Annotated in this window: 15 protein-coding genes; 5 read left to right on the forward strand and 10 right to left on the reverse strand. The window is 66.0% G+C overall.

Annotated elements, in window-relative coordinates:
* Positions 1–87 precede the first annotated feature (87 nt).
* The 3 genes from GRF61_RS01845 (at position 88) to fliE (ending at position 3123) form a co-directional block, all read left to right on the forward strand.
* Positions 88–1206, forward strand: a complete 1119-nt coding sequence (locus GRF61_RS01845) for an ATP-binding protein (RefSeq protein WP_248281065.1) — start codon at positions 88–90, stop codon at positions 1204–1206.
* A complete protein-coding gene (locus tag GRF61_RS01850; RefSeq protein WP_169149030.1) occupies positions 1203–2630 on the forward strand; it encodes a sigma-54 dependent transcriptional regulator in 1428 nt (475 codons plus the stop codon). The genes GRF61_RS01845 and GRF61_RS01850 overlap by 4 nt, the downstream gene beginning before the upstream one ends.
* Positions 2631–2802: 172 nt before the next feature.
* Complete coding sequence (fliE, locus tag GRF61_RS01855; RefSeq protein WP_169149031.1) at positions 2803–3123, forward strand: flagellar hook-basal body complex protein FliE; 321 nt, start codon at positions 2803–2805, stop codon at positions 3121–3123.
* A gap of 96 nt (positions 3124–3219) precedes the next feature.
* Here fliE and GRF61_RS01860 read toward each other — a convergent pair whose 3' ends face one another.
* From GRF61_RS01860 to GRF61_RS01895, 8 genes are all read right to left on the reverse strand, one after another.
* Positions 3220–3969, reverse strand: a complete 750-nt coding sequence (locus GRF61_RS01860) for a flagellar regulator YcgR PilZN domain-containing protein (RefSeq protein ID WP_348982330.1) — start codon at positions 3967–3969, stop codon at positions 3220–3222.
* A 135-nt stretch (positions 3970–4104) separates the two neighbouring features.
* Entirely contained in the window at positions 4105–4449 is a 345-nt protein-coding gene (locus GRF61_RS01865) for an EscU/YscU/HrcU family type III secretion system export apparatus switch protein (protein ID WP_169149033.1), read from the reverse strand.
* A complete protein-coding gene (locus GRF61_RS01870) occupies positions 4439–5551 on the reverse strand; it encodes a flagellar hook-length control protein FliK (RefSeq protein ID WP_169149034.1) in 1113 nt (370 codons plus the stop codon). The genes GRF61_RS01865 and GRF61_RS01870 overlap by 11 nt, the downstream gene beginning before the upstream one ends.
* Before the next feature lie 94 nt (positions 5552–5645).
* Positions 5646–5972: a flagellar protein FliT gene (locus GRF61_RS01875; RefSeq protein ID WP_169149035.1), complete on the reverse strand. Its 327-nt coding sequence runs from the start codon at positions 5970–5972 to the stop codon at positions 5646–5648.
* Between the two features lie 15 nt (positions 5973–5987).
* Positions 5988–6398, reverse strand: a complete 411-nt coding sequence (gene fliS, locus GRF61_RS01880) for a flagellar export chaperone FliS (RefSeq protein ID WP_169149036.1) — start codon at positions 6396–6398, stop codon at positions 5988–5990.
* A gap of 28 nt (positions 6399–6426) precedes the next feature.
* The gene (gene fliD / locus GRF61_RS01885; protein WP_169149037.1) at positions 6427–7872 is read right to left on the reverse strand and encodes a flagellar filament capping protein FliD; all 1446 of its coding nucleotides are present in this window, start codon (positions 7870–7872) and stop codon (positions 6427–6429) included.
* A gap of 16 nt (positions 7873–7888) precedes the next feature.
* On the reverse strand, positions 7889–8323 hold the full coding sequence (locus tag GRF61_RS01890; RefSeq protein WP_169149038.1) for a flagellar protein FlaG: 435 nt from the start codon (positions 8321–8323) through the stop codon (positions 7889–7891).
* 73 nt (positions 8324–8396) lie between these two features.
* Positions 8397–10043, reverse strand: a complete 1647-nt coding sequence (locus GRF61_RS01895; protein ID WP_169149039.1) for a flagellin — start codon at positions 10041–10043, stop codon at positions 8397–8399.
* Positions 10044–10342: 299 nt separating this feature from the next.
* Between GRF61_RS01895 and GRF61_RS01900 the strand changes: the two genes are divergently transcribed.
* On the forward strand, positions 10343–12277 hold the full coding sequence (locus tag GRF61_RS01900) for a glycosyltransferase family 41 protein (RefSeq protein ID WP_169149040.1): 1935 nt from the start codon (positions 10343–10345) through the stop codon (positions 12275–12277).
* 78 nt (positions 12278–12355) lie between these two features.
* On the opposite strand, the gene GRF61_RS01905 is transcribed toward GRF61_RS01900, so the two are convergent.
* Positions 12356–13996, reverse strand: coding sequence for a flagellin (locus GRF61_RS01905; RefSeq protein ID WP_169149041.1), 1641 nt, complete (start codon positions 13994–13996; stop codon positions 12356–12358).
* A gap of 337 nt (positions 13997–14333) precedes the next feature.
* Here GRF61_RS01905 and GRF61_RS01910 point away from each other — a divergent pair, with 337 nt between their 5' ends.
* Positions 14334–16718, forward strand: a complete 2385-nt coding sequence (locus GRF61_RS01910; RefSeq protein ID WP_169149042.1) for a tetratricopeptide repeat protein — start codon at positions 14334–14336, stop codon at positions 16716–16718.
* On the opposite strand, the gene GRF61_RS01915 is transcribed toward GRF61_RS01910, so the two are convergent.
* Complete coding sequence (locus GRF61_RS01915; protein ID WP_169149043.1) at positions 16701–17810, reverse strand: class I SAM-dependent methyltransferase; 1110 nt, start codon at positions 17808–17810, stop codon at positions 16701–16703. The two genes, GRF61_RS01910 and GRF61_RS01915, sit on opposite strands and share 18 nt — an antisense overlap.
* Positions 17811–17822: the final 12 nt, after the last annotated feature.

Here is a 17822-nt window from a genome sequence, read left to right on the forward strand (position 1 = left end):
TAGAGTGCCGGCTGTGAAAACGGAGCGACTGCAATGTCCCCTTTGACGCCCGCGAGTGGTGGTGATTCCACGCCGGCGGCGCCGCCCATGGATGCGGCCCAGCTGGCAGAAGCCTTTGCCCTGTTCAGCCGGGCGTCGGAGGAGCTTTCCACCGCCTATAACGCTTTGCAGGGTCAGGTCGTCCAGCTGACGGAGCGGCTTACCGTATTGATGGGTGCGTTGCCCGCGGGCGTGGTGGTGTTGGATCGCGCGGGTGTGGCGGTGCAGGTGAACCGCGCCGCGGAAACGCTGTTCGGCACCGGTCTGGCGGGCCGGGTGTGGCGCGAGGCCTCCCAGGACCTGCAGGCGACCGAGACGCCGGGTGAGATGACTCTGGAGCTGGCCGACGGTGCGCGCCGCCTCGCTGTCTCCGAAACCGCGCTGGAGTCGGGCGACGAGCGCATCCTGCTGATTCACGACGTCACCGAAACCCACCGCATGCGCCTCACCGCCGAGCGTAACGAGCGGCTGGCGGCGATGGGCGAGATGGTTGCTGGCCTCGCCCATCAGCTGCGCACGCCGCTGGCGGCGGCGCTGCTCTACACCGGCAACCTGCGCCAGCCGGAGCTGGGGCCGGCGGAGCGCGCCAAGGTGGCCGACCGTGCCATCGAGCGCCTGCGCTACCTTGAACGCCTGATCCGCGACATGCTGCTCTTCGCCCGTGGCGACAGCTTGGGGCGGCAGTACTTCGGCGTCTGCGATCTGGCGGCGGAGCTCACCCACACGCTGGAGCCGCTGGCCCGCGCCCGCCAGCTGGAGTTCCACAGCCGCTGCGATTGTGGCGAGCTCGAACTCTACGGCGACCGCAAGGCGCTGGGCGGCGCCCTCACCAATTTGCTGGAAAACGCCATCCAGGCCACCGAGGCCGGTGGCACCGTGTCCTGCGAAGTCGTGCCGGAAAGCGGTGTCCATGCCGGCGTGCGCTTCATCGTCCGCGACAGCGGGCGTGGCATTGCGCCGGAGCTGCAGGAACGCCTGTTCGAACCCTTCTTCACCACCCGGGCCGAGGGCACCGGCCTGGGCCTGGCCATCGCCCGCGGCGTGGCGCGGGGCCATGGCGGCGACATCGTTCTCGAATCGGTACCCGGCCAGGGTTCCACCTTCACCTTGAGCCTACCCCTGCTGCGCGGGGAAACGGCGATCAGCAGCGGGACTGAAGCATCATGATCGAACAACTGAACATCCTCGTGGTCGAGGACGACGCCGCGCTGCGCGACGCCGTCTGCCTCACGCTGGAAATGGCCGGCCACGGCGTGACCGGCGTCGAGGGCGGCCCCCAGGCGCTGGCGGTGCTGGAGGAGCACGCCTTCAACCTTGTCATCTCCGATCTGCGCATGCAGCCGATGGACGGCCTGCAACTGCTGGGCGAGATCCGCGCCCGCCTGCCGCAACTGCCGGTCTTGCTGATGACCGCCTACGGCGACGTGGACAAGGCGGTGGCGGCCATGCGCGGCGGCGCCTGCGACTTCCTGATGAAGCCCTTCGAGCCCGAAGTGCTGCTGGAGAATGTGCGCCGCTATGCGGCGGTACAGCCTTCGGCCGACGATACCGTGGCGGAGGACATCCACACCCGCAACCTGCTGGCCCTGGCAACGCGGGTGGCGGAGACCGACGCCACCGTGCTGCTCACCGGCGAATCCGGCACCGGCAAGGAGGTTTTCGCCCGCTACATCCACCACCATTCGCCGCGCTGCAGCGGCCCTTTCATCGCCATCAACTGCGCCGCTATTCCGGAGAACCTGCTGGAGGCGACCCTGTTCGGCTACGAGAAGGGCGCTTTCACCGGCGCGCAGACCGCCCAGCCAGGCAAGTTCGAACAGGCCCAGGACGGCACCATCCTGCTGGACGAAATTTCCGAGATGCCGCTGGGGCTGCAGGCCAAGATGTTGCGGGTGCTGCAGGAGCGCGAGGTGGAGCGGGTGGGGGGCAAGAAGCCGATCCCCCTGGATATCCGCGTCCTTGCAACCAGCAACCGCGACATGTCGCGCGAAGTGTCTGCTGGTCGTTTTCGCGAGGATTTGTACTACCGCCTCAACGTCTTCCCGCTGGCCATCCCGGCGCTGAGAGAACGGCCGGGCGACGTGCTGCCGCTCTCCCGCCACTTCCTCACCCGCCACGCCGAACGCGCCCGCCGCCTGGTCAGGCTCTCGGCCGAGGCGGAGGCCATGCTGGCGCGGTATGGCTGGCCGGGCAATGTCCGGGAGCTGGAGAACACCATGCATCGTGCGTTGATCCTGACCCCCGGAGACACCGTGAGCGCCGAGACCGTCCGCCTGTGCCTTCCGCACTGGACTGGTGAAGAGGCAGCGCCTGCCGCAAGCGCCCCGCTGCAGCCGGTTGCTCCGCCTTTGCCGGCAAGCTTCACGCCCGGCATTGTGCCGCCGGCAATTTCTGCCCAGCCGGCAGGAGCAAGCGCCCCGGCATCGGCCGCGCGGCCGGCGAACATGAAGGACCTGGAGCGAGAGCACATCCTGGCAACGCTGCGGGAGATGGGAGGTTCGCGCAAGAAGGCGGTTGAAAAGCTCGGGATTTCCGAGCGTACGTTGCGCTACAAGCTGCAGCAGTACAGGGATGAGGGCTACGACGTCTGAGGCGGCTGATGGTGAGGGATTGCCGCTGGCCCGTCTTTTGCTAGTAAGCTGGGCTGGACGCAACCTTTGCCCCCGCGGGCATCGTGCACACTTGGCCTTGACATCGGCTTGGTGGCATGAGCGTTGCTCTGCTAGACTGAGAACCGAGAGAACCCGATGTCGGGAGTAACACATGGATAGCCGCGGAATTGACCAAATGCTGAACGAACTGCGATCCGTATCGCAGGCCGCTCAGAACAAGCCAGTCCAGGGCACCGAAGCGACGGGCGACGTAGATTTTGCCGACGTGCTGAACAATGCGCTGAAGGACGTCAGCGCAGCCCAGAGCGAGGCGCGCGAGATGGCGCAGAATTTCTCCGCTGGCGATCCCAATGTGAACCTGCAGGACGTGATGGTGAACCTGCAGAAAGCCAGCCTCTCTTTCCAGCAGATGGTGCAGGTGCGCAACCGCCTGGTTACCGCCTACCAGGACATGATGAACATGCCGGTCTGAGTGATACTCAGCGCACAACAAAGAAGCCGCCCTCCGGGGCGGCTTCTTTGTTTACAGCAGTGCTTCTCGCTACCGGCGCGGTGTTGTAGGGTGCCTTCAGAGGCCAGTGCCGCGTTCGCGGGCGCTCCGATCCCGTTCAACCTTGAAAATGTAACGCTGGATGGCGTTGTCCGCGGAGCCGGGCAGGTCGATGAACTCGCAGCCCGCCCGCAGCATCTCGATGCCGTTGCGGTTGGTCAGCCGGAAGAGGTTGCGTATCCGGAGCCGAACCGGAATGGAGCCGACACCTGGCAGCGTCAGCTGGCAGTCGGTGAATTCCGTGTTGGTGGAGAACTGCATGCCCTCGGGGGGGACCACCACCGCGACTCCGCCGGCACTGATGTCCACCACCCGCGCCTCCACGATGCTTTTCTTGCCATCGGCCTGGACGACGGGAATCAGGCAGTTGATGGTATGGGTGACCGGCGTCTGTAGCCGGTAGAACTCGCGCCGCTGCAGGCGCAGCACTTCCGTAGGCAAGGCCGCACGGAAACCGGGGTGGCCGTCCAGCGTGAATGCCGAGGGCGACTCCAGCGCAAACTGGACGCGTATCTTGTCCAACTGACCAGAGCAGACCAGTTTTTCGGCGACGCCCACCTTCTGATTGATGAGTTCGTCCGGGCTGGCATCGATGACGACGTGATCGCCCTCCACCTGGATGATGGCGGTGAGAAAGGACTGCTGGCCGGGCGCGACATGAGCGGAAACGAGGGTGCGACCTTCGACCAAGCCTTGGAGGACTTGTTGAATTTCGCGCTGACCATGGAGCAGGTACTTGGCGTAGTCGTCTGACTGCAATAGTTCCACGCGTGTCTGTTCGTTCTGGTTTTGCATGCTCTTGGAATCTGGTGGCGCTGCTGCAAGGCTAGCCGGAGGTTATAACACGAGCGCCGGGGGAAGTGGATTCCCAGCTGGCGTCATGGCGGCCTGGCATGCATCGCTTCACTCCTCAGGGCGGGCTTGCTTGGCGTCTTTGTCATCGGCTTGGGCGCTGGGCGGCGCGCCCGCATCCACCCCTTGCTCCACCCGGTAGAGCCAGGCGAGCAGTTCGGCCACGGCAACATAGAGTTGGGCGGGAATGTGCGCGTCCAGATCCACCTGCATCAGCAGCGAGACGAGCTCCGGCGACTCGTGGACATAGATGCCGGCTTCGCGTGCACGTTCAATGATCTCCTGCGCGATCAGTCCGCGGCCCTTGGCGATGACGCGCGGCGCGGCATCGCCGGCGGCGTAGGTCAGGGCAACCGCTTCGCCGCGGCCGGTGGGCAGTTCGTCCTCAGACGCCATCGCCGGGCTCCACTACCATGCCGGTGAGGGGTACGTCGACCGCAGCGAGGGCGTCTTCGAGCGATTGGCGGTTGCGCTCCAGCGCGTCGATCGCGCCGCTTTCCGCTGCGCGCAGGCGTACTGCGACGCCGGCCGGGGTGAGGTGCAACTGAGCCTCCAGGCCGCCAAGGCGGGGCAGGGTGACGCGCAGCGTGGTGTTCCATTCCTGCAGGGCCTCGTCGCTGCTGTCGCCCTGACCGTCGCGCGGGTCGTCGATGATCCACTCGAACGGTTGGCCTGGCCAAAGCTGGCCGTGGAAGATGTACTGGTTGGTCGCCAGGGCATCCAACTGCTGGTGCACGACCGGCAACAGGCGGTCGGGCACCGGACTGGTGCGAACGGGCGCGACTTCTTCCTGGCTTGCCTGGCTGAAGACGCTGGCGAGCCGCTCCAGGGCACTCTTTTCCGTGCCTGCGCTTGCCGCGGCCGGAGCCTGTCCGCCCGCCCCGGGTGTTGCACGGAGCGGCGAACTGGCGACCTGCCCCTGCGGCTCCTTGGAGAGCGTCTGTAGGTCCATCTTCCCACTCAGCAGCTGGGACTGGTGCGACTCATAGAACAGGCCGCTCTGCACCAGGGCTTGTCTGAGGGCGGGAGTCAGCGGCGCGCCGGTAAGCGGTGGGGCATTCAGCAGCGGCTGGTTGGCGGCGAGTTTTGCTGGTTCGGGCGTGGGCTGGCCGGTGAGCAGGAAGCTGATCAGCCGGCCGGTCTGGCTCAGCACCGGCTGGCTGGACGCGTTGCTGTTGGCCGCCGCGCTTTCCTGACCTACCACCTGGGCGTAGACGGCGCGCGGGGTATTCTGGGTGACCTCCAGTTCCAGGGTATCGCCTGGGCTGGCGGATTGACTTAGGGAGAGTGTCAGCGTCTGGCCGGCCACCAGCGCGCGGAAGGTGCCGTCCGGCAGGACACGTTGCAGTGTGGCGAAGATGCGCTGGCCCGGGAGCAGATCGGGCAGGCTGGCGGGGATCTCCCGGGTGCGCTGGACGCCGGGGAGCGGCTGGTCTGCATTGAAGAAGCTCGCCTCGGTGATCATCCGGAGGCGGGCAGCGAGATCTGGGGGAATCACGAGACGCTCCGGGTGCGGTAGATGAGGTTGATCGAAGCGGGAGTGGATTGTTTCATGCTCCGGACCTCAGACCGCCTGCCCCCGGCGGGGCGCATTAGAAATCCAGTCGGCTGTATGCGTTCTTCATCGCCTTCCCGCGATTGGCCTGGGCCAGCCATTTGCGGGTGCTCTCCATCCAGGGATCGGCATGGGAGCGGATGGTGGCTTCATCGTCGAGTATCTGCTGCAGCAGCCCGACGATGGCTTCGCGTTCGGCAGCGTCGGTGATCCTTGCCGGATCGACGCTGGCCCGTGCGGTGTCGCGCATGGCGGCGAGGTCTTTTTCCAGCGCGGTGAGCTTGTCCCAGTCGTGAGCCACCGCCGCTTCCCGCATTTGCGTGGCGCAGTCGGCCATGGCCTGGAAATGTTGCAGGGCGGACATCGTTCTCGTCCTCGATCAGGCGGGCTGGGCGCCCACCTGCTCGCCAATGCCTTCCCAGGCTTCGCGCAGTTGGCGAAGCAGGCCGGCGACTTCCTCCAGCGCGGCGGCGTCGTTGCGCAGGTTGGCATGCAGGAGGCGGTCGGTCATGTACTCGTAGAGCGCCTCCAGGCGGAAGGCCAGCTCTCCGCCGGCTTCCTTGTCCAGGCTGGCGGACAGGCCATTGGCGATGATCTCGATGGCGCGCGACACGGCCTGGCCCTTGGCCGGGATGTCCTTGCGTTCCATGGCTGCCCCGGCAACCGAGATGGAAGCCAGGGCACCGTCGAACAGCATGAGGACGAGCTTGTGAGGATTTGCCGCGGTGACGCCGGTCTCCACGCCGACACGGGCGTAGGCCGATGCGCGATTTGCGGATGAGCCGAACATGATGTGATTCCTCCTGACGCCGCTTGCCTCAGTTTGATGAGGACAAGCTGTTCATGAGCTGGGTGATGTAGCTGCTGCTGGTGTTCAAGCTGGAGAGCGTGGAGTCCATCGCGGTGAACTGCGCGCGGTAGCGGGCTTCCAGCACTTCCATGCGGGCTTCGAGCTTGGTGCGCTGATCGGCGAGGTCGTCGATCTGGGAGTCCAGGCTTGCCGTCCGTGCGGTGAGCACGCCGGTTGTGCTGTCCAGGTAGCCATTCAGCGTCGTCTGCATGCGCGAGGCGAAGCCGCTGGTGCCGGTGAGGAAGCTGGAGAGATCGGCGCTGGAGTTGGCCAGGGCCGTGTCCAGCTTGCCGGTGTCCATGGTGATCATGCCGTCGCTGCCGATGGCGATGCCCAGCGAGGCCTTGCCGTCGTCGTCCAGCGACATGCCCAGGATCTTGCCGAGGCCGGAGATGCCCTCGCTCATGGTGGAGCGCAGCGCCCGCATCAGGTTGCGGGTGGTGCCGTCGCCCACCAGCGTGCCGGAGACCGCTTCTTCGTCGTCGCTTTCCGCCGGGGTATAACTGGTGAGGTTCTGCAGCAGCGTCATCGCCTCGTTGTACTTCGTCACCATGTCGCTGATGGCGGTCTTGGCGGCTTCGCGGTCGTTGCTGACGGACACCCGCAGGGTGGTGCCGGGCTTGCTGTCGAGGAGATTGAGTGTCAGACCCTCGATGGCGTCGTCGATGACGTTGCTGGTGCGGCTGATCTCGATGCCGCCCACCTTCAGCTTGGCATCCTGAGCCGCATCCAGGGTGCTGAGCGTGCTGGTGCCGCCGGTGGAGGCGTCGTAGCTGAAACCGGCAAGGCCGTCGGTGCCGCTCATGGTGAAGCCGCTGGTGGCGCCTTCGGCGGTGCTGGCGATGACGAGCTGGTCGATCTTGCCGTTGTTCACGATGGACGCGGTCACGCCGATGCCGGCGGAGTTGATTGCGTCCCGCAGGTCGCTGAGGGAGGTTTTGCCTTCCGGCAGCGTGATGGTCTGTGAAGAGGTGCCGTTGAAAGTGGTGACGGCGTCGTCGCCGGTACCGGTGGTCTCGTAGGTGCCGAAGTTGAAGGTGAGCGTGCCGGCGGCAACGGTGGGCGCGGTGGTCGCGTTGCTGACGACCCGCTGGCCCTGTGCCATCTGCAGCACTTCAACCGAATAGGAGCCTGCCTTCGGCGTGCCGGAGGCAGTAGCGGTCATGACGGTGCTGTCGCTGACCGTGGTCTTCATCGACGTGAAGAGCGACGCATTGTTCAGCGTCGCCATGGAGGACTTGAAGGCGTTCAGCGCTGACGTGATCTGACCATAGGCCGAGAGCTTGGTCTGGGCACTGGTTTCCTTGGCGGTAATCAGTTTCTCCGGGACCGTCCGCTCGGCCGTCATCAACTGGGTGACGAGGGATTCGATGTCGAGGCCGGAGCCGATGCCGCTGGAAGTGATCGTTGCCATGGTGCGCTTCCTCCTGTCACGCTTCCTGTTTCACCAGGAGGCCTTGCAGTTTGTCCAGCGCCTTGGAGATGCGCATCATCTCTTCGGACGGAATCTGCTTGATGACCTCGTTGGTTTCCGAGTCCACGATTTTCACGATGACGCGGCCTGAGTCGTCATCCACCGAAAAGTCGAGCCCGCTGGCCACCGGTTTCAGCGCTGCCTGGAAATCAGCCAGGGCCTGCTGCAGCGCTTCCGGTGTCTGGGCGGGGTCGAAGCCGCTCTCCTGTCCGGATGAACCGGATGGCGTAGGGGTAGCGGCAAGGCCAGGTTGAGCAATGGCAGTTCCTGCCGGGCCGGTGGCAGGACTTGCCGGTATGGGCGATGTGTTGCCGCTTGCCGTGCCCGCTGCCGTTGCCGTGGCTGCCGGAGGCAGGGTGGGCGATGCCGAGGGTATGGACTGAATGTTCATCCTGGCCTCCTGATGGGGAAACGGCGCGGCGGCTCTTGGAGCCCCGCGCCGCGACTAGCCGATCTTACCCGAATTAACCGAGCAGACTCAGGACGTTTTGCGGCAGGGCGTTGGCTTGCGACAGCATCGCGGTACCCGCCTGTTGCAGGATCTGTGCCCGAGTGAGGTTGGCGGTTTCCGCCGCGAAGTCCGCATCACGGATCCGCGAACGGGAGGCCGACAGGTTCTCGGAACTCGCCTGCAGGTTGCTGATGGTGCTCTCGAAGCGGGATTGCAGAGCACCGTATCGTGCGCGCTGGGCATTGACCGCGGATAGCGCCGAGTCGACCATCGACAAGGTTCGGTTCGCTGCTTCGACGGTGGAGACGTCCATCTTGTCCACCGACTGGAGCTGGCCGCCGAAGGTGCCTGAGCTCGTGGTGAGTTCCGCATTGTTGGTCTTCAGCGAGAAGGACCTGTCGGAGTCGAAGACAACCTGACCGGTGATCCAGGCCGCGCTGCTGCTGCTCCAGGTGGAGGCGTCGGTCACCCCGGCGATTGTCCCGCCGGCAATCGCCGCGCTGCCGTCATTGGCGGTGTCGCCATCGATGACACGGATGTCGTTGAGCGACACATCCACGCCTGCACCGCTGCTATCCACCGAGGCGTTGGTGATCCGCAGATCCTTGCCGGCTTCGCTGGTGATCTGCAGGCCGAAGCTGCCGTCGTCCGCTTCCACGATCTTGGCGACGAAGCCGGTCTTGCCGGATACGTCGTTGAAGGCCTGCACGGCGGAAGCCAGCTGGCTGGCGTTGGCCGCAGCGGTACCGGTGGAGGAGCCGCCGATGGAGAAGGAGACCGTGGTGTAGGACGAGGGGTCCTCACCGGCGGTGGTATCGGTCGCCAGCAGGAAGGTGTAGCTCTGGCCCTGGGTGAAGGCGCCGGAGGACGCATCGCCCGCGCCCAGCACGAAGGTGGTGTTGGCAGAAGCCGTCACCCCCGCCTGTGCCTGGTTGACCTTGGCCGCGATCTCTTCGGCGCTGGCGCCGGAGGAGTAGCTGATGTCCTTGCTGCCCAGGCTGCTGGAGATGGTGATGGTGTCGCCGGTGATCGCCGAGCTGGCGCCGGTGGTGGCGGTGGTCAGCTGGCCGTCGGCGTTGGAGCCGCGCACCAGGTCGCCCACACCGGTCTGGGTCTTGGCGGACACCGTCAGGCCACCGACGCGGTAGTTGCCGTAGGCGTTGGTCTGGAAGTTGCCCGAGGTGGCGGTGATGGTCTGGTTGGCGTTGGCGCCGACCTGGAAGGTGGCGGCGGTGAAGGAGCCGTCCAGCAGCTTCTGGCCGTTGAATTCGGTGGTGGTCGCGATGCGTTGCAGTTCCTGCGTCAGCTGCTGGACTTCGGAGTTCAGCGCTGCGCGGTCGCCAGCGGAGTTGGTGGCGTTGGCGGACTGCACCGACAGTTCGCGGATACGCTGCAGGATGTCGCCGGAGGATTGCAGGGCGGCTTCCGCGGTCTGCGACAGGGAGATGCCGTCGTTCGCATTGCGGTTCGCTTGATCCAGGCCGCGGATCTGAGAGGTGAAGCGTTCCGAGATCGCCAGGCCGGCGGCGTCGTCCTTGGCACTGTTGATACGCAGGCCGGAGGAAAGCCGTTGCAGAGAGGTCTGCAAGGAGTTCGACGAGTTATTCAGGTTGCGCTGGGCATTCAGCGACTGAATATTGGTGTTGATGGTTTGTGCCATTTTGAGGCTCCTTGAGGAGAGGTCTTTCCGTTAACCCGGCCTGAGCACTTTGATCTGCGGTGCCGTTGGAATCATTAACGGACGTTCCGGTAAAAGCTTTAGGAAATTTTTGCCGCCCTTGCCGCCAGTTCCTGCTCTGTTTGCGATAACGGCTTTTCCCCCCGAAAGCTTGAGCCCGGCATGGCGGCCCGGGTGCCCCGCTAGAATCCGGTTTCCAGCGATTCGAGAGCAAACCGATGGCAGAACAGCCCCTATCCGGTATGGCAGCGCCTTCCCCGTCGACCAGGGATGCGGCGGCCATGGCCTTGATCGATCTCTATCGGGCGGGGCGGCTGCAAGGGCTGGTCGAGCACGCCCGACAGGTGCTGCGGCGTGATCCTGATTTCGGCTTCGCCTGGAAGATACTGGGCGTCGGCCTGCAGAGCCTCGGCCTCCCCGCGCTGGCGGAACTGGAGAAAGCGGCCGTCCTGCTGCCGGGCGATGCCGGCGCCCACGCCAATCTGTGCGATGGCTATCGCGAAGCGGCTCGGCTGGAGGAGGCAATACGCAGTGGCCGGCAGGCAGTGGCACTGGCGCCCGCGCTGGCGGAGGCCCACATCAACCTGAGCGCCGCCCTGCATGCGGCCGGACAGTACGCGGAGGCGGAGGGACATGCGCGCCTCGCGGTGCCGTTGAGCCCGGGAGACCTGGCTGCCCGCGTCAATCTCGGCAATGCGCTGCGGGAGCAGGGCCGGCTGGCCGAAGCGATCGAGGCCTACCGGCAAGGGCTGCAGGCCCTGTCGGGCCAGCCCGCACCGCAGATGGGCCAGCTCGACCACCCCATCGGCCAGCCCGACCTGCCTATGGGCCAGCCCGACCTGCCCATGGGCCAGCCCGACCTGCCCATGGGCCAGCCCAAACTGCTCATCGGGCTGGGCATTGCGCTGATGCGCAACGGCGAGTTGGACGCGGCGGCCGCGTGCTTCCGGGCGGCAGCGCAGTCCCCGGCGGATGCGCTGGAGGCGCAGGGCAATCTGCTCTTCCTGCTCAATTACACCCAGGTGGCGCCACAGACGGTGATCGCCGAAACCCGGCGCTACCGCGAATTGATGCAGGCACGCATACAGCCGCGCACCCGCTGGCAGCGCGGCGCCGAGCCGGAGCGGCAGCTGACCATAGGCCTGGTTTCCGGCGACTTCTGCGCCCACCCGGTCGGCTATTTCCTGGAAAGCGTGCTGGCGGCGCTGGCCGGCAATGAATGCCGGCTGCTGGCCTACCGCACCCGGCGCTGCGACGACGCGGTCTGGGCACGGCTGCGGCCGGCCTTCGCCGAAGTCGTCGAAGCGGCGGGATTGAGCGACGAGGCCTTGGCGAACCGGGTTGAGCAGGACGGTGTAGACATTCTGGTCGATCTCGCTGGTCATACCGCCCATGGCCGGCCCGGCGTCTTCGCCCGCAAGCCGGCGCCGGTGCAGCACGCCTGGCTGGGCTATTTCGCTTCCACCGGCAATCCGCAGATCGACTACCTGCTGTGCGACGCGCACGTGCTGCCGCCGGCGGAGGAGCCGCTGTACGTGGAAAAGCCCTGGCGCCTGCCGGACTTCGCCCTGTGCTTCACCCCGCCGCGGGAGGAGGTGGCGCCGGCGATGCCGCAGGGCGGGGTGACCTTCGGCTGCTTCAACAACCTGGCGAAGCTCAACGACGCGGTACTGGATTGCTGGAGCCAGCTGCTGAAGGAGATGCCGGAGGCGAAGCTGCTGCTGAAGGCGCGCGCCCTGGCGCAGGAGCCGGCGCGGGCGGCGATCGTCGAACGCTTTGCCCGCCGCGGCGTGGGCGCCGGCCGGTTGCTGCTGGAAGGGCCGGCGCCGCGGCACGCTTACCTGGAGGCCTACCGGCGGGTGCATGTGATGCTGGATCCCTTTCCCTTCCCCGGCGGTACCACGACGGTGGAGGGCCTGTGGATGGGCGTGCCCCATGTCACGCTCAAGGGTGACCGCTGGATCGCCCATCAAGGCGAGATGCTGCTGCGCGCGGTTGGTCATCCGGAGTGGATCGCGGCCGATGAGGCGTCCTACCGGCGGCTGGCGCGCAGCTTGGCGAGCGATCAGGCGCAGCTGGCGGCGTTGCGGCAGAACCTGCGGGCGGCGCTGTTGGCCTCGCCGCTGTGCGATGCGCCGCGCTTTGCCGCCAATCTCCAGGCCGCCTGGCGCGGCATGTGGCGGCGGTGGTGCGCGGAGCAGGGCGCACCGGTTTGAGCCGCACCCGGCCGCAAGAAAAAAGAGGGCCGGCGCATGCTCCGTGCGCCGGCCCTCCGTCTTTCCGCGTTCTGGCGATCAGCCTTGCAGCAGCTGCAGCACCTGCTGCGGAATCTGGTTGGCCTGGGCCAGCATCGCGGTGCCTGCCTGTTGCAGGATCTGGGCGCGGGTCAGGTTGGCAGTTTCCGCCGCGAAGTCCGCGTCGCGGATGCGCGATCGAGAGGCCGACAGGTTTTCCGAGGTGCTCTGCAGGTTGGAGATGGTGTTCTCGAAGCGGGACTGCAGGGCGCCATAGCGGGCGCGCTGGTTGTTGATCGCCGCCAGCGCCGAATCGACGATGCCCAGCGTGCGGTTGGCCGCCTCCACCGTGCTGATGTCCATCTTCCCGGTTGCCTGCAGCTGGCCGCCAAAGGTGCCGGCAGAGATCGTCAGGTCATCGTTCGTGGTCGTCAGCGAGAAGGAGCGATCCGAGTCCACGATGAGCTGGCCGGTGATCCAGGCGGAGGAGCCGCTGCTCCATGCGGCATTGGTCACGCCGACGATGCTGCCACCGTTCATGGCCGCCGCCGCATCGTTGGTGGTGTCGCCGTCCATCACCCGGATGTCGTTCAGCGACACGTCCACGCCGGCGCCGGAGCTGTCGACCGAGGTATTGGTGATGCGCAGATCCTTGCCCACCTCGCTGGTCAGCATCAGCCCCAGCGTGCCGTCGTCCGCTTCCACGATCTTGGCCACGAAGCCGGTATTGCCGGCCACGTCGTTGAAGGCCTGCACCGCGGAGGAGAGTTGGCTGGCGTTGCTGGCGCCCTGGCCGGTGGCTGCGCCGCCGATGGTGAAGGACACGGTGGTGTAGGACGCAGGGTCGACCCCGGAAGTGGTATCGCTGGCCAACATGAAGGTATAGCTCTGCCCCTGGGTGAAGGAGCCGGTGCTGCCCGCGCCCAGCACGAAAGTCGTGTTGGCGGAGGCGCGCACGCCGGTACCGGCCTGGTTGATCTTGGCGGCAATGCTCTCGGCGCTGGCGCCGGCAGAGTAGGTGATCTCCTTGCTGCCCAGGCTGCTGGAGAGGGTGATGGTGTCACCGGCGATGCCGGAGCTGCTGCCGGAAACCGCGGTGGAGAGCTGCCCCTGCGCCACGCTGCCCACCACCAGGTCGCCCACGCCGTTAGGCGTATTGGTCGAGGTGGCGAGGCCGCCGACGCGGTAATTGCCATAGGCGTCCACCTGGAAATTGCCCGAGGTGGCGGTGATGGTCTGGTTGGCGTTGGCGCCGACCTGGAAGGTGGCGGCGGTGAAGGAGCCGTCCAGCAGCTTCTGGCCGTTGAACTCGGTGTTGGTGGCGATGCGCTGCAGTTCCTGTGTCAACTGCTGGACTTCGGAGTTCAGCGCGGCGCGGTCGCCAGCGGAGTTGGTGGCGTTGGCCGACTGGATGGACAGCTCGCGGATACGCTGCAGGATGTCGCCGGAGGATTGCAGCGCGGCCTCGGCCGTCTGCGCCAGCGAGATGCCGTCGTTGGCGTTGCGGGCTGCCTGGTCCAGGCCGCGGATCTGCGATGTGAAACGCTCGGAGATGGCCAGGCCGGCGGCGTCGTCCTTCGCGCTGTTGATGCGCAGACCGGAAGACAGGCGCTGCAGCGAGGTCTGCAGCGAGTTGGCTGAGTTGTTCAGATTGCGCTGCGCATTCAGCGATTGGATGTTGGTGCTGATGACCTGTGCCATGTTCATCTCCTTGCATACGGATCAGAGGTTGTCCGGGCCGGCAGGACGTTGCCTCCGCATCCGGCCTCCGAGCTGAGCTCCTAATAGCGAGGAGCGTGCCAGGTATTTTTATTTATCAATATCAATGGGATGTGTCGCTATGGCAGAGTCCGGGCGGAAGAAATTGCCGGTTGCCGGCAGGTGCGGCAGGGCAGCCTTGCCGCTTGCCGTCGCCGGTAATGGCCGGTTTTGCCGCCCCTCCTTCGCGGATTGAGCGTAGGAGGGCCGTGGCAGAATGCATCGACTTCGCGGCGCTTTTCGCGTGGCTCCTCCCCCATCCTCTGACGGACTTCAACCGATGACTTCAGTGCAGTCGCTATATGAAGAAGCCCTGGGCGCCCAGCTGGCGGGAAAGAACGATGAGGCGATCCAGGCCTATCAAGCGCTGCTGGCCGAGGCGCCGGCCCATGCCGAGGGCAACCACAATCTGGGCTTGCTCGAGTTCTCCCGCGGCAATGTGGATCAGGCGCTGGAACGGCTGATGAATGCGATCGAGGCGCGGCCGGCGGAAAGCCAGTTCTGGCATTCACTGCTGGAAGTGCTGTTGGCGGCGGGTGCCGCCGGCCATGCGGTGCAGATGCTGGAGCAGGCCGCTGGCAGCGGCATTGGCGAGGACGAGCTGCAGAAGATGCGCGAGCGCATAGCGGCCGCCACCGCGCCGGTGGTGGTAGAGGCACCGGTGGCCGGGCCGGTGAAGCTGGCGGCGGACGAGCAGGAGAAGGAGCTGCTCGCCGCCGTCGCCCAGATCATCCGCCGCAGCCGGGCGCAGATGGCCTCCGGCAAGCGGGCCCTCGTCAAGGGCCGGGTAGTGGACAGCAAGACCTTCGACCGCCTGGTCGAACTCTTCAACCAGGGCGAACTGCAGGAGCTAGAGCGGCGCGCGCTGCAACTCACCAAGAGCCACCCCCTGCACCCGGCTGGCTGGCATTTCCTCGGCACGGCGCGGTTCCGCCTGGGCGAGCGGATGGCGGCGTTGAAGGCGCTGATCAAGGCCAACGAAGCCTTTCCGGCCGATGCGCAGATGCTGGATCACCTGGCCGCGGCCATGTCCTCCTTCAACTATCTGGCCGAAGCGGAGGAGCTGTTCAAGCTCAGCCTGGAGATCCGGCCGGAGAAGGTGGATACCCTGGTGCGCTACATCAATATGGAAGTGAACCGGCGCAGCTTCGAGCAAGCGGAAATACTGGCGCGGCGTGCGGTGGCCCTGGCGCCGGACTACGCGCTCGCCTGCCAGGCGATGGCCCTGGTATTGCTGAGCACCCGCCGGGGCGAGGAGGCGATTCCCTACCTGGAAAGGGCGATCAAGGCCGACCCGAAGTTCGGCGGCGCGTACCAGGATCTGGGCTACGCCTATTTCAACCAGGGCCGGCTGGCCGATGCCATCCAGACCAGCCAGCTGGCGGTGGACAACAACCCGGATCATCCGCCCAGCTACTCCAACCTGCTGTTCTTCCTCACCCACGACTACCGGCTGTCGCCCGAGGCCGTGTTAGACAAGCACCTCGAATTCGGCAGGCGTTTCGAGACGCAGCTGCTGGGTACGCACCGGCCGCACGACAACCAGCCCGAGCCGGAGCGCCGCATCCGCCTCGGCTTCGTTTCTGCCGACCTGTACAACCACGCGGTCGCCACCTTTTTCGAACCGGTGCTCGCACGGCTGGACAAGACGCAGTTCGAGCTCTTCGCCTTCCACAACACGGTGAAGTTCGATGAGGTCTCCGAAAGGCTGAAGCAGAACTTCAACTATTGGGTTTCGGTGGCGCATGTCTCCGACAAGGACCTGGCCGAGATCATCCGTGCCTGCCGCATCGACATCCTGGTGGATCTCTCCGGCCATACCGCCGGCAACCGGCTGCTGACTTTCGCCCGCAAGCCGGCGCCGGTGCAGATCACGGCGGTCGGCTATGCGGATACCACCGGGCTGAAATCGATGGATTACTTCCTTACCGACCGCTACATCGCGCCGCCGGGCCAACTCGATGGGCTGTTCTCGGAGAAGCTGTTGCGTGCGGACAGCGCCACCAGCTTCACGTTTGCCGATGATGCGCCACCGGTTGCGGAACTGCCGGCGCTGCGCAATGGTTACCTCACCTTCGGCAGTTTCAACCGGCCCGGCAAGATCACGGCGCCCACCCTGGATCTGTGGGCTGGGCTGCTGAACCGGATTCCAGCCGCGCGCATGCTGATCGGCTCGGTGGATAGCAATACCATCCAGAAGCAACTGGAGAGCGAGTTCGAAGCGCGCGGCGTGGCGCCCTCCCGGCTCCGCTTCATGGGGCGGGCGAAGATGCGCCGCTACCTGGCGGCGCATGCCGATATCGACGTGCTGCTGGATACGGTGCCCTACAACGCGGGTACCACCGCGCTGCATTCAGTATGGATGGGCGTGCCAATCCTGACGCTGCAGGGCAGGCGCCTGGTATCCAATTTGGGCGCTTCGGTCATGTCCAAGATCGAACTGCCGGAGTTCATCGGTGTGGACGAGGATGATTTCATCGCTAAGGGCGTGGCCCTGGCGCAGCGGCCGGAATGCCTGGCGGAGATCCGCCTTGGCTTGCGGCAGCGCCTGGTCGCCACGCAGCTGTTCACCCCGGAATGTGCAGCCCGCTCCTGGGAACGGGCCTTCCGCGAAGTGTGGCGGAGCTGGTGTTCCGAGCAACAGGGCTCAGGCCCGGCGGCTTGAGCCCTTGCGCAGGAAGAGCGTGTCGCTGCAGGTGAACATGTGGTCGAAAGCGCCGCTTTGCAGCAGTTCGTCGCCGGCGATCTTGGGCCCGTCGCCGAAAGCCCACACATAGTCGTCGAGCAGCAGCCAGCCGCCTTCCATCAGGTAGGGCTCCCAGGTCTGGATGTCGAGGACCACTTGGTCATAGCGATGGTTGCCATCGATGTGCAGCAACGCGATGCGGCCGCTCACCGGTACCGCCGGCAGCCCCGCCGGCCTTAGCTCGCCAGTGGCGCAGGCGGCGAGATAGCTCGTGATGGCAGTAGCGGAGGGCTGGCGGATGTAAGCCATGCCGGGCACCTCGGCGGCGGTCGCCAGAAACTCCAGGAAAATCTGGTCGAAGTCGATGAAGCTCGCGCCGCTCTGCAGGATGTCGGCCTGCTTGCCCTGGTCGGTCAGGACTTCCATGCGCCAGGGGTCGACGCAGATGCAGGCGCCGATGCCGTGCGCATGGGCCAGTCGGCCCAGAGCGTAGGCGGAGCGGCCGTACAGCGAGCCGATTTCCACCACGTCGCCCCGCGGCGTCAGCCGGGCGATGGCGCTCAGCGCGCTGAGCTTTTCCACGTCGCTTTCCCCCGGAATGCGCAGGAAACCGCGATGCAGTGAGGCATAGGCAGCGGTGCTCAGTGGCGGCGCAAGGGCGCTGCCCGGCAGGGTGGCGGCCCCGGCCAGCTTGTCCGAGCGCACCTCTTCCGCCCACTGCATGCTGGGCGCGAAGTTCTCCCAGTTCTGCCGGAAGGGGTGCTTGCCGCACAGCACGTAGGGCAGTTCAGGCGAGGACTGCAGCTGACTGTTCAGATGGGACCACACCCCGTGATGGGGCGCGTGCACATGGCTGATGCCATGCTCCGCCCGCGCCGCGGCGAATGCCTCGGCGAAGCCGGGCGCGGTGATGAAGGGCAAGTGGATGCAGGTTTCCAGTTCCGGGATGTCGGGATAGGGCTGCACCGAGCTGGCGCCTATGATGCGGTAGCCGAGGGCGCGCGCCATCTTGATGACGGGAAGGGCGCTGTCCACGTTGACCGGGAAAACGAGCAGGGTGGGAGTGGGCATTGGGCGGTGCAG

Source organism: Azoarcus sp. TTM-91, assembly GCF_012911025.1.
Classification (GTDB): domain Bacteria; phylum Pseudomonadota; class Gammaproteobacteria; order Burkholderiales; family Rhodocyclaceae; genus Azoarcus.

Coding starts and splice junctions, on each gene's coding strand:
- GRF61_RS01865 (WP_169149033.1), bottom strand. CDS start 4,449: ATGGCGTCTGAGGACGAACTGCCCACCGGCCGCGGCGAAGCGGTTGCC.
- fliS (WP_169149036.1), bottom strand. CDS start 6,398: ATGTTCGGCTCATCCGCAAATCGCGCATCGGCCTACGCCCGTGTCGGC.
- GRF61_RS01915 (WP_169149043.1), bottom strand. CDS start 17,810: ATGCCCACTCCCACCCTGCTCGTTTTCCCGGTCAACGTGGACAGCGCC.
- GRF61_RS01875 (WP_169149035.1), bottom strand. CDS start 5,972: ATGTCCGCCCTGCAACATTTCCAGGCCATGGCCGACTGCGCCACGCAA.
- GRF61_RS01850 (WP_169149030.1), top strand. CDS start 1,203: ATGATCGAACAACTGAACATCCTCGTGGTCGAGGACGACGCCGCGCTG.
- GRF61_RS01895 (WP_169149039.1), bottom strand. CDS start 10,043: ATGGCACAAACCATCAACACCAATATTCAGTCGCTGAATGCCCAGCGC.
- GRF61_RS01890 (WP_169149038.1), bottom strand. CDS start 8,323: ATGAACATTCAGTCCATACCCTCGGCATCGCCCACCCTGCCTCCGGCA.
- GRF61_RS01900 (WP_169149040.1), top strand. CDS start 10,343: ATGGCCTTGATCGATCTCTATCGGGCGGGGCGGCTGCAAGGGCTGGTC.
- GRF61_RS01845 (WP_248281065.1), top strand. CDS start 88: ATGGATGCGGCCCAGCTGGCAGAAGCCTTTGCCCTGTTCAGCCGGGCG.
- GRF61_RS01905 (WP_169149041.1), bottom strand. CDS start 13,996: ATGGCACAGGTCATCAGCACCAACATCCAATCGCTGAATGCGCAGCGC.
- fliD (WP_169149037.1), bottom strand. CDS start 7,872: ATGGCAACGATCACTTCCAGCGGCATCGGCTCCGGCCTCGACATCGAA.
- GRF61_RS01910 (WP_169149042.1), top strand. CDS start 14,334: ATGACTTCAGTGCAGTCGCTATATGAAGAAGCCCTGGGCGCCCAGCTG.
- fliE (WP_169149031.1), top strand. CDS start 2,803: ATGGATAGCCGCGGAATTGACCAAATGCTGAACGAACTGCGATCCGTA.